Origin of the sequence: Parachryseolinea silvisoli, from assembly GCF_021190955.1 — a bacterium.
In the GTDB taxonomy this organism is placed as follows: domain Bacteria; phylum Bacteroidota; class Bacteroidia; order Cytophagales; family Cyclobacteriaceae; genus Ohtaekwangia; species Ohtaekwangia silvisoli.
The window spans coordinates 1,145,686-1,158,438 of sequence record NZ_JAIOAO010000001.1 but is presented as its reverse complement, the minus strand read 5'-3'; the positions used below and the strand labels follow the sequence as shown (position 1 = coordinate 1,158,438).

Annotated in this window: 6 protein-coding genes; all 6 read left to right on the top strand. The window is 50.6% G+C overall.

What is annotated here, in order from left to right; genetic code table 11:
* Positions 1–3: 3 nt before the first annotated feature.
* The 6 genes from K7P01_RS04845 to K7P01_RS04820 are packed head-to-tail and all read left to right on the top strand — an operon-like array spanning position 4 to position 12,753.
* Complete coding sequence (locus tag K7P01_RS04845; protein WP_267290403.1) at positions 4–1,716, top strand: RagB/SusD family nutrient uptake outer membrane protein; 1,713 nt, start codon at positions 4–6, stop codon at positions 1,714–1,716.
* Between the two features lie 33 nt (positions 1,717–1,749).
* Positions 1,750–4,845 carry a SusC/RagA family TonB-linked outer membrane protein gene (locus K7P01_RS04840; RefSeq protein WP_267290401.1) on the top strand — a complete coding sequence of 1,032 codons (3,096 nt, stop codon included), beginning with the start codon at positions 1,750–1,752 and terminating at the stop codon, positions 4,843–4,845.
* A gap of 17 nt (positions 4,846–4,862) precedes the next feature.
* Positions 4,863–6,299, top strand: coding sequence for a DUF5005 domain-containing protein (locus tag K7P01_RS04835; protein WP_267290399.1), 1,437 nt, complete (start codon positions 4,863–4,865; stop codon positions 6,297–6,299).
* 15 nt (positions 6,300–6,314) lie between these two features.
* Positions 6,315–8,609, top strand: coding sequence for a GH92 family glycosyl hydrolase (locus K7P01_RS04830; RefSeq protein ID WP_267290397.1), 2,295 nt, complete (start codon positions 6,315–6,317; stop codon positions 8,607–8,609).
* Between the two features lie 48 nt (positions 8,610–8,657).
* Positions 8,658–10,196 (top strand): sialate O-acetylesterase, encoded by a 1,539-nt coding sequence (locus K7P01_RS04825; RefSeq protein ID WP_267290395.1) that lies wholly within the window; start codon positions 8,658–8,660, stop codon positions 10,194–10,196.
* Between the two features lies 1 nt (position 10,197).
* Positions 10,198–12,753: a glycoside hydrolase family 38 C-terminal domain-containing protein gene (locus tag K7P01_RS04820; RefSeq protein WP_267290393.1), complete on the top strand. Its 2,556-nt coding sequence runs from the start codon at positions 10,198–10,200 to the stop codon at positions 12,751–12,753.

Below are 12,753 nucleotides of genomic sequence, written 5' to 3'. Positions count from 1 at the left end.
GTTATGAAGCATAGAATATTAAAATTCTCTTTCTTTATCGGTGCGCTGGCGCTGGCTTCTTCATGTAACGATGATTTTGAAGCGCTCCCTGTCGAGCAGTATACCATCGATTTTATTTTCAGCAAGACGGACTCGCTGGGTGTAAACGCCAGGCAATACCTGACGACGGTGTATTCCCAGTTGCAGAACGGGCATAACCGGGTAGGAGACGACTACCTCGATGCCGCTTCAGACGACGCGGTGTCGTCTGCCACGGTTGTGGTGGACATTACCAAGTTGGGTACCGGGCAATACAACGCAGTGTCGCAAGTGCCAAGCGATATGCGCTGGGCAAACTATTATGCGGGCATCAGAAGCGCCACTACGTTTATCACCAATATTGAAGTAGTGCCGTTGAGAGACAAGCTTCCGAATGGTATTCCGATGGCGAAAGTATGGAAGAGCGAGGCGAGGTTTATCCGGGCCATGCATTACTTCGAGTTGCTGAAGCGCTACGGCGGAGTGCCGTTGATGGGAAATCGCGTTCTGGTACTTGGCGAAGATGTAGAGTTGCCGCGAAATACGTTCGAGGAATGTGTGAACTATATCGTAGGCGAGTGCGACGCTATTAAGGACAGCCTTCGTACATACCCGATTGCCGACCCGAATGCCAACAGCCACGTAGCCACGAAGGAGGCCGCGCTTGCGCTGAAAGCAAGGGTATTGCTATATGCCGCCAGCCCGCTTTACAACGGCGGTAATGTCGATCCCGACAATGCGTTGACGGGTTACACAAACTATGACGTCAACCGCTGGAAGCTTGCAGTTGATGCAGCGGCGGACTTTATGGACCAAAACACGTATTTCTCTCTTGCACCGAGCTTTGCAAAGCTTTTTATTACCGACGGCAACAGGGAAACCATCTTTTTCCGTTCAGGAGGTGCTGGTACCGGTATAGAGAAGAACAACGGTCCCGTGGGTTTTTCCGGCGCCAACCAGGGGCTTGGCCGCACCAGTCCATCACAAAATCTGGTGGATGCGTTCCTTACGGCAGATGGAAAATTTATTACGGATGCCGGATCAGGTTACGACCCTGCCAACCCCTATGCTAACCGTGATCCACGGCTTGACGCAACGGTGTTCCACAACGGTTCGCTGTGGCTCAATGCAACACTGGAGACATTTCAGGGCGGCCGTCACAGACCCGGCGGACAAATTCAGCAGACCAAGACCGGCTATTATATGAGAAAGTTCATGGGAGAGTTCGAGACTGCCCAGAACTATGGCGATACGCCGCACGATTGGCCTGTGTTCCGGTACGCGGAAATCCTGTTGAATTATGCTGAAGCACAGAACGAGTTCGCGGGTCCGACCACAGAAGTTTATGAGGCTATACGGGCTATTCGTCAACGTGCCGGCATCCAGTCTGGGGGAGGTACATATGGTCTGGAGGCAGGTCTCACCAAAGAGCAAATGCGCACCGTTATCAGAAATGAGCGCAGGATCGAGTTGGCATTCGAGGAGCACCGCTATTGGGACATTCGCCGCTGGAAGATCGCGGAGGAAATATTCTCCACGCCTGTCAACGGGGTGATCATCGTGAAGGCCGGAACGCAATTGAATTATAATGTCGTGCCTGTGCAAGATGCCTCCTTTGACGAAAAAAGGTATTTCTATCCCATATCGTACGACGAGGTGATCAAGAACGGTAACATGGTTCAGAACCCGCAGTGGTAATAAAGGAAATCATCAAAGAAAAAATCTATAGACATGAAAAACATTTTACTGATTTTTATTTTTTCTCTATTGGTGACGTTCTCCTTTGCGCAGAGAAATAACACCATCGAGGGAAAAGTTGCTTCAGTGGAAGGCGAGACGCTTCCGGGTGTAGGTATTCTTATCAAGGGTACTTCGGTCGGAACGACTACGGACAGCGACGGGAAATTCACGCTCAAGGCAGACGACAATGATGTCCTGGTGATATCGTTTATCGGTTTTGCCACGGAGGAGATATCCGTGAAAGGGAAAACATTTTTGGATGTGAAGCTGACGAGCAGCCTGACCACGCTGGAGGAAGTTATGGTGATCGGCTATGGTGAGACGAAGCGGATTACCAACACGGGTGCCGTAAGCTCGGTGCAGGCGGCGGAGATTCGCACGGTACCGAACTCTAACGTTCAGAACTCGCTTGTTGGAAGAATGCCGGGGTTTTTCGCGGTACAGCGTTCCGGCCAGCCTGGGCGGGATGCGTCTGACTTCTTCATCCGCGGTGTAAGCTCCCTGAACCCGGATGGCAACCAGCCGCTGATTATCGTTGATGATGTGCAGTATTCGTACGAGCAGCTGCAACAGATCAACGTCAATGAAATTGAAAGTATCTCGATCCTGAAGGATGCGTCTACCACGGCTGTTTACGGTATTAAAGGTGCCAACGGCGTATTGGTGGTGAAAACACGCCGCGGTAAATCGGGGCGGCCTCAGGTAAATATGCGCGTGGAAACAGGTGTTCAGACACCTGTACGCAAACCTAAATTCCTGGATTCCTATAACTCCGCGCTACTGATGAACGAGGCCTATGAGAACGACGGCCTTCAGCCGCGGTTCACACAAGCCGATCTCGATGCCTTCCGGACCGGCAACGATCCCTATGGACACCCCAATGTGAACTGGTACAAGGAGATTTTCAAAACACACGCGTGGCAACACAACGCCAACGTGGATGTATCGGGAGGTATAGACAGGCTGAAGTACTTTATATCGGGTGGCGCGTTTTCGCAGGATGGTCTGGTAAAAGATTTTTCCGGGCCGCAAAGCGATGTGAACAACAATTACTTTTACCGGAGGTTCAATTACCGCACCAACCTGGATTTTGCGGTAACCAAGACACTGGATGTTCGACTGGACATGACGGCCCGTTTTTCGAACATCAACGAGCCCCACAATCAAAACGCAGTTTCGGAGATCTATAATTTTCAGAAGATCAGACCTTTTTCAGCCCCCGTGCTGAATCCGAACGGCACGTACGCTTATGCGTTCGATACACAGGATAACCTCCCCACGCTCAACGCGCGCCTGGCTAACGGCGGCTATACACGTACACGCCGTACGGATTCGAACATCCTCCTGGATGCGACGCAACGCCTGGATTTTATTACACAAGGACTTGCCGTGAAGGCCACATTTGCTTATTCGGGCATAGAAGAAAACAGCAGGCAAGTGACGCGTGGTGATGCCCCAGGGTATGGCATACCCACGTATCACTACAACTCCATAGACGGTTCATACGCTATCGACCCGCGCGGTAACTACGACTACGCCGGCTATGCCGTCTATGGAAACACCAGCATATACTCCAAGAACACGAACTTGCAAACGTTCATCACCTATGACAAAGTGTTTAACAATGTACACACCTTCAAAGTCATGGCGTTATACAACCGTCAAAGTACCCTGGTTTTAGCACAGCCCTTTTCAGACCCTTCGAAAGTACCGTTCAACTACCGTGGCTACACCGCCCGGGTCAGCTACAATTACAAGAATAAATACCTGGTGGATTTCAACGGCGCCTATAACGGTACAGACCGTTTTGGGAAGGATAAAAGAAATGGATTCTTTCCTGCTATTGCAGTGGGATGGAGTCTCTCTGAAGAGGACTTTTTCCGAAATGCTATTCCTTATTTTACTTTGTTCAAACTGCGAGCCTCGTACGGTCAGGTTGGCTCAGATAATGCCTATGGAGGTCACTATATATTCCGGCAGACATATGCGCAAGGGGGAGGCTATGCATTCGGTCAAATTCCACAGCGTGTTTCCACCATTCGTGAGGGCGATCTTGGTAATCCCGATGCTGAATGGGAACGGGCGAGAAAGTTTGACGTAGGACTTGACGCCAACCTCGTCGGTGACAAGCTCTCGCTTACGATCGACTACTTCTACGACTTCCGCTTTAAGCAGCTGGTAAGTCGGGGCAGCGTTCCTTCGATGATCGGTATAGGCACACCTCCTACAAACATTGCGGAGACCAGCAATCAGGGTATCGACGGTTCTGTGAACTATAATACCAAAGTGGGGCAGGTGACGGTGACATCGTCCTTTGTGTTCTCTGTCGCCAAAAACAAGGTGTTGTACAATGATGAGGCACGCCCGGCATACCCGTGGCTGGCTGCAACAGGCCGCCCGATTAACCAGCCGTTCGGGTATACGTATATCGGCTTCTATTCCGAAGAAGATATTGCGAGGAACAACGACGGTGATGCCACCAATAATGTCGCCATGCCACTCACCAGCATTCCCATTCAGGCAGGCGATCTGAAGTATAGAGATCTGAACAACGATGGCGTGATCGACAACTTCGATCAGGGTCCTATCGGCAAACCGAACCTGCCCAACACCACGCTTGGCTTAAATCTCGGCGCCAACTACAAAGGATTTAGCCTGTCGGTGTTATTTCAGGGATCGTTCAACTACAGCTTCAGCGTAGTAGGTACCGGCATTGAGCCGTTCAAAAGCCAGTTCCAGCCTGCACATCTTAAACGGTGGACGCCAGACAATGCGGACAACGCAGAGTTCCCCCGGTTGACAAGCAACCCTACAACGGTGAACAGCGGAAGCGCTTACCCGTCTGACTTCTGGTTAATCGATGCGCGTTTTGTGCGTTTGAAAACAGTGAACCTCGGTTATCAGCTACCGGACAGGTTGGTGCCCAAAAATGTCAACAACGTACGATTGTATCTTACTGCTTACAACCTGTTGACCTGGACCAACTTTTCAAAATATCAGCAGGATCCTGAGATTTCGACGAACACCGCGGGGGATGCATATCTCAATCAGCGTGTGGTTAACGTGGGTGTGCAGGTAGGGTTCTAATAAAAACAAAAATCCACATGAAAAGAAGTCATAACTCTATATTCTTCCTGGTTGTTCTTGCAGCCGTCATCCTGGGATGCAAGAATGACGACGCCGAGACGGTCGTGTTTCCCTATAGTAACATCGTTTCCTACAGCGTTCCCGGGCAGGTCGGCAGTGCTGTGATCGATAAAACGAAGCGAACGGTGACCATCACCTTGCCATTTAATACTGACCTGGAACACGTGGTTCCCACGGTTGGTATTTCTTCTAATGCTACGGTCGTTCCGGCGTCGGGTGCTACGGTGAACTTCAAAGCCAATAACAAAGTCAGTTATGTTGTAACTTCTGAGTCGGGTAACAAAAGCGAATGGACTGTTGAAGTGGGGCTTACCGGTGATCCGGAAGCGATCCTGCTGGAGCTCATTCCGAATACAGGTGGCTGGGAATCGGAGTTTACGGTATATCATGACCTGAGCTATAATAAATACCTCACGCGCTCTTCCGGATGGAACGGCGGAGACGGATGTGTCACCACGGAGCTTCCCGATGGATCATTGTTATGGTCTTTTCAGGATAGTTTCTTCGGTCTAATTGACAATAGCCGTTCACGTACCAATAATACCTTTGCGCGTAACGCAGGATTCATTCAGAAAAATAAGTCGCTGTACAGCTACGTTCAGCTCAACCCCGGAACGAACGAGAACACCGACACATGGGTACGATACCCGGGGGCCAATGCCAACGATGACGATAAATGGTACTGGGGTGGTCCTTCTCAGGTAATCAATAACGAAGTACAGATGCTCATGGGGCAGATCCAACCCGCGGAATTTGCCGGCGTTCACGTCTCCACGGATATAGCCATCTTCGATACGGAAATGAACTTCAAGGAGCTGATCCAGGATAAATATGTGGGTGCGCTGGCCTGGGATGGTAGCATCTTCAAAGCGGACGATGGATATACCTACATGTATACGCAGGAGAACTACGGCATTTGTGCCGCTAAGATCTACGTGGCTCGTGTTCCGGGCCAGGACCTGCGTGGCACCTGGGAGTATTATACCACCGATGGCTGGGTATCGCCCGCGCCGGTTGATCACAGTAAGTACATCGCCGTCCTCGATGGCACTGCCACACAGGCGAATGTGTTCAAAAAAGGTGACAAGTATTATTTCGTGACGCAGGGAACCTGTTTCGGATTGGAGATTCTTATCTATGAAAGCACAAGTCCTACCGGCCCGTTCACGAACAAGCGTAAATTGTATACGATTCCTGATAAGTATACGCAAGATGCGGATCCGAAGTTTATAACGTACAATGCGGTGGTTCACCATGCGTTGTCTAAGGAGGGTGAGCTGGTCATATCCTACAACATCAATCCGGTTGATTTTGGCGATAACTTCAATACGCCGGGAAGCGCCGACAACTACAGGCCCTATTTTGTAAGAGTGTATAACTGGGAAAGTAATTAAAAGATTTTTTGAGTGATGCGTGTAAACTGTGATCTGTTTCGCCGTGCGGGTTTTGCCCTGGTCTTTGTTGGACTGTGTGTGCGTGTAGCGGGGCAGGAAGTTGACCTGGTGAAATATGTCAATACACTTCAAGGAACGAACTCAACGTGGGACCTGTCGTATGGGAATACTTACCCGACGACAGGTCTTCCTTTTGGAATGCACTTCTGGTCTGCCCAGACCGGCAAGAACGGTGATGGGTGGAAATATCAATACACAGCAAAAACGATCCGTGGATTTCAGCAGGTCCATCAATGCAGCCCGTGGATGAACGACTACGCGGTATTTTCCCTTATGCCCGGCACAGGCAAGCTGGTGGTTAAGGAAGAAGAACGCGCACTGGTTTTTTCTCACGCGAATGAAACGGCCAAGCCTCATTACTACAGTGTAAAATTTGATAACGGCATTCGCACGGAGATGTCGCCCACCGAGCGCGGTGCGCACTTCCGGTTTAGCTTTCCGAAGGGTGATGCTTTCCTGATCCTGGATGGTTATGTGAAGAACAGCCATGTTAAAATAATTCCCGGAGAACGGAAGATCATTGGCTGGGTAGACAACGGCCGTTTTGTGCCGCAGAATTTCAGGAACTACTTTGTCATGATCTTCGATCAGCCTTTTCAGGCCCACGGCACGTGGGAGAACAAGGATGGCAAGATCAATAGCGGAAGCACGTCGGACGAAGGCCTGGGTAAAGGAGCGTACCTGCAGTTTAAACCCGGTGCGGTGGTACAGGTGCGCGTAGCTTCATCGTACATCAGTCCGGAACAGGCGGCGCTTACACTTCAGCAGGAGCTGGGGCCTCACAAGAAATTCGAACAGACAAAAGACGCAGCGTTCAAGCGCTGGAACATGCTTCTTAACCGGGTGCTGGTAGAAGGAGACAATGAGAAAAACAAAGAGACCTTTTATTCATGTCTGTTCCGGGCCAATCTGTTCTCGCGCCAGTTCTTTGAATTAAAAGCGGATGGTAAGCCGTATTACTTCAGTCCGTATGATGGGAAGGTGCACGACGGCTATATGTATACCGACAATGGATTCTGGGATACGTTCCGCTCGCAGTTTCCGCTGAGTAATATTTTGCATCCTGCCCAGCAAGGCAGGTATATGCAAGCTCTTTTAAGCGCGCAACAGGAATGCGGGTGGCTTCCATCGTGGTCTAATCCGGGTGAGACCGGTGGCATGGTGGGCAACCATTCTATCTCGCTGCTGGCAGACGCCTGGGCGAAGGGCATTCGCACGTTCGACCCCGCCAAAGCGCTGTCTGCCTATCTTCATGAAGTTACCAACAAGGGTCCCTGGGGCGGGGCCAATGGAAGAGAGGGTTTCAAACCTTATTTCGATCTTGGATTTGTTCCGTATCCGGACTATCACGAGTCTACTGCCAAAACGCTGGAGTATGCATACGACGATTTCTGCGCTTATCAACTGGCAAAGACTACAGGAAATACTTTTTATCAGAAGGTCTTTGAAAGACAGATGATGAACTATCGGTTCGTATTCGACCCTTCTACCGGCTTCATGCGTGGGAAAAAGAACGATGGCACATGGCTGCCTGACTTTGACCCGATCGAGTGGGGCGGGCCTTTTACGGAAGGAAACGCATGGCACTACACCTGGTCTGTCTTCCAGGATGTGCAAGGCCTTATCGATATAATGGGAGGAGAGAAGCCCTTCGCCGCGAAGTTGGATTCATTGTTTACTATGCACTCCAGGTTCAAAGTAGGCACTTATGGTCAGACCATTCACGAGATGAAGGAGATGGTGCTGGCGGAAATGGGACAATATGCTCATGGCAATCAACCCGTTCAGCACGCACCTTATTTGTATAACTACGCCAGGCAGCCGTGGAAAGCGCAGAAACAGGTACGTGAGATCATGACACGCCTGTACAATGCCACGGAAAATGGATTTCCCGGCGATGAAGACCAGGGCGGCATGTCGTCCTGGTATGTGCTGAGCGCATTGGGCATCTACAGTGTTTGCCCGGGCACCGATCAATATGTTATCGGTAGTCCGTTGTTCAAGAAGGCTACTATTACCCTGGAGAATGGAAAGAAGTTTGTGGTCGACGCCCGGAACAACAGCGACGACGGTGTTTATATTCGTTCGGCGCTGCTGAACGGAAAGGAGTATACGCATAACTGGATTCCCTATAGTACGATCGTGGAGGGTGGTGTATTGCAATTTGAGATGAGCGATAAGCCGGCGCTGGAGCGTGGTACGCAGGATGGTGATAAGCCTTTTTCCATATCGAAAGCGGAGAAGAGGTGAGCCGTTGATGGTGATGAAATTCTAAAGCCAGTAGATTAATAGTATAACGTGAAAGTAAGATCGATTATTAATAATGTCACGCGGGGACACTTCGCGACATGCAGGGGCTGGATGTTTGGGTTTTTCGTGCTGGGGAGTGCGCTGACGGTGCGCGCGCAGCAAGCCGTGCAGCCCGTGCTGCGGTTTGCCGATGTGCTAACCGATAACATGGTGATCCAGCAAAACAAACCTTTTACAGTTTGGGGTAAGGCCGGCCGATTTGAACCTGTTAAGATCGAAGCAGATTGGTTAAAAACCTCGGTCGTTGTACAAGCCGATGACTATGGCGATTTTATAGGTATTATACCGGTGCCGAAGATACGGCCGGGAGATTTCGGCGAGCATACACTGCAGATCTCCAGTGGTACTGTGTCTCGCGTAACTCTTCAGCACATTTTAATTGGTGAAGTGTGGTTTTGTGGTGGGCAGTCTAACATGCAGTCGCCGGTGGGCGATATATTGGATGGCAAGGTGGAAGCAGCCCAGGCTGACTATAAGAACATTCGTCTTTTTAATGCGGCACTGAACTTTAGCAACACACCGCTGGACAACGTGAAGGGGCAATGGGTGGCATGTACACCACAGACGGTGGAGAAGTTTAGTGCGGTGGCGTATTTCTTTGCGCGGCAGTTACATACGACACTCGACGTGCCGGTGGGTGTTATCTTCTCGGGTATTGGTGCGTCGGCGGCACAGGCGTATGTGCCGCGGGAGGTGCTGGCGGCCGATCCGTTGCTGGACTCGGCTTATCTGCAGCCCTATTTGAAAAGCGAAAAATCCCGGGAGGTCATCGACGGCGGGTTTTCGTTTGAGAAAGTCACGCGACCGTTTCTGTTGTATAATGCAATGATCCATCCGTTTGTAAAACTTTCTATTCGTGGCTTTTGCTGGTACCAGGGAGAATCTAACCGGAATGAGCGTGATGGCTATACGCACTTGATGCATACACTCATTCAACGCTGGCGGTCTGATTTTGGGCAGGGTGAGCTGCCATTTTACTTTGTACAGGTGGCGCCGTTTTTCTGGGACCGGGAGAATCCCGACCTGACGGACTACGCTTTCTTTCGTGAGGCACAAGCAAACATTCTGAGACTCAATAATACGGGTATGGTGCTGACGATGGATGTGGGTGAAGCAAAGGATTTGCATCCGAAGGATAAGAAACCGGTGGGCATACGCCTTGCGCTTACGGCGTTGCACCAAACGTATAACCAATTGTCGGTGGTATATCAAGGTCCACAGATGAAGACGGTAGAATTTGAGAACACAACGGCAATTGTGACGTATATACCGGAGACCATCGCCGGGGGATTAAAAACAAAAGATGGCGCTTCGCCTAAGTTCTTTTCGCTCGCGGGGGAAGATGGTAAGTTTTATCCGGCGGAAGCCGTTATTGTTGGAGATCAGGTGAAGGTAAGCTCTTCCAAGGTCAAGCGACCTGTGGCGCTGCGGTATGCTTTTACTAACTATGCGGTGACGAATTTTGAGAATGGTAACGGCCTGCCGGCGGTACCTTTTAGGACAGATTCGTGGCGTGAACAGAAGTGATATGATGACACGTGGTATAAAACAGTTGGTTGTCGTCGGACTTTGCCTGGTATTTGGCGTGGGGGTGAGTCGTGCGCAGACAGCCTACTTTGTTGACGGCTATCACGGGGGCGTGTATGGGCATTACCCCCGGTGGCAGACGCGGTTTATGGTTGAGCAACTGAAGAAGCATCCGGAATGGAGCGTTAACCTGGAGATTGAACCAGAGACATGGGACTCGGTAAAGGTGTATGACCCCGCGGCGTACGCACTATTTAAAGATGCGTTGCAAGGTCCGGCGATTCGTGAGCGGGTTGAATTTGTGAACCCAGCGTATGGCCAGGCCTATTTGTTCAATATTACGGGTGAGAGTGTGATCCGGCAGTTCTCCTATGGCATTGACAAGATGAAAGAACATTTTCCGTCTGTTGACTTTCGTACTTATAGCTCGGAGGAGCCATGTTTCACGAGCGCCCTGCCGCAGATCCTGAAGTCGTTTGGGTTTAGGTATGCCTCGTTAAAAAATCCCAATACTTGCTGGGGTGGCTATACGCGGGCGCATGGCGCCGGCATTGTGAGCTGGATTGGGCCGGATGGTACAGGTATTCCGACAGTCCCGCGCTATCGATGTGAGCAGTTGCTGCCGGGTTCGACCTGGCAGACGATGGCGTGGGGGAATTCACAAGAATATATTGAGGCGTGTCTTCGGAACAATATTGCCTCGCCGGTGGGCATGTGCCTGCAAGACGCGGGCTGGCGTGGTGGTCCCTGGTTGGGAGTGGCGAAGCCCACCTATCAGCCTTCGCTGTATACTACCTGGCGGAATTATTTTACAATGGTTGGGGCTTCTACGCTCAACGACTCGTGGCGCGTGAGCCAAGAGGATATGCTGGTGTGCCTGGTGTGGGGTTCGCAGGTGTTGCAGCGACTGGCACAACAGGTGCGGGTTGCTGAGAACAAGATTGTGATGGCAGAGAAAATCGCTACGCTGCGTGCGCTGGAGGGTGGCACGTCGTATCCGAAGAAAGCACTTGATGGTGCCTGGCGAACCTTGCTGTTGGCACAGCATCATGATTGCTGGATTGTTCCGTACAATGGGAAGCCTGGACATACATGGGCGGATATGACGCGGGATTGGACGGCATTTACTGTACAGACCAGTGACTCTATTGTAGGTACCTCTGCATTGAAAGGAGTACGTGGAGCGGGACAGTATATTCGGGTGTTCAATACAACGGCTTCCGATCGATATGAGCTTATTTCTGTTCCACTTGCTTCGGGTGTCGATGTGCGCTCATGGGGTATTCAGGATGAACATGGCGACTGGGTAGATTCGCAGCCTATTGAGAACGGGCAGGGAAAATTATTGTTCCTGGCGCGTGTTCCTGCCGTTGGCTATGCCACGTATCGAATTAATGCAAAGAAGCCGGGTGCGTCTAAAGGGCATGTTTCCGTTGGCAAGGATAAGACGTATGTTGTCGATACTCATTTTTATCATCTTGTTATGGACCCTGCTCGCGGTGGTGTTATAAAAAGCCTGAAGGCAAAGACCTTAAAGAATAAAGAGTTTGTAGACGCCAAACATAATAGAAGCTTTAACGAGCTGCGTGGCTTTTTTTATGAGGAGAATGCTTTCCTGTCGAGCGCAGACAAACCTGCCGTGGTAAGTATATTAGAAGACGGGCCTTTGCAAACGCGAGTGCAAATTGTTGGGCAGATTGGCGCGCATCCGTTTCGTCAAGTGGTGACAGTATATCAGCATGATCCGAGAATAGATTTCGACTTGACGATCGACTGGAAGGGGAATCCTGGGATTGGTAAGTATTCACAAGCCCGGGGGTATAAAGCAGAGAATCCGGAGAAGGCGTTTTACGATGATCGGTATAAGTTATTGGCGCTGTTTCCGACATCGCTTGGGAAAGCCAGGATCTATAAGGATGCGCCGTTTGATGTGACTGAAAGCAGATTGGAGAATACGTACTTTGATCGTTGGGATAGTATTAAAAACAATGTGGTGCTTCGCTGGGTGGATGCGGAGGACGCTTCCGGAGACTACGGCATGACCTTGCTGACGGATCACACGACCAGCTATGTGTCGGGTGAGGATCATTCCCTGGCGTTGACGTTGCAGTATTCAGGCACGGCGTTGTGGGGAATGAATTATAAGATTGAAGGACCTTCGCAGATTCATTACGCTTTGGTGCCGCATGCCCGGAAGTGGGATGCTGCCGGAGTTAGTGAGACGGCTGCACGTTGGAATGAACCGTTAATTGCCGTGGTGTCGGATGAGAAGCCTGCAACCTGGAGTAAGTCGTGGTTAACACTCAGTAAAGGGTGGGAGGTGACATCGCTACAGATGGATGGTGACGATGTGCTTCTGAGAATCTTTAATGCTTCGTCTAAAGAGGCGTCGGGGTCAGCTGTTGTTCATGCCGTCATCCGGGAGGCCAGTCAGGTTGAACTCGATGGTGATGTGCGGAAGGTGCTGCCAGTTATTGTTACGAGTGGCAAAAGCACCGTGGCACTGTCGGTGCCACAGTTTGGGATTTGTACTATTAAAATGAAATTAGCTAAGTAA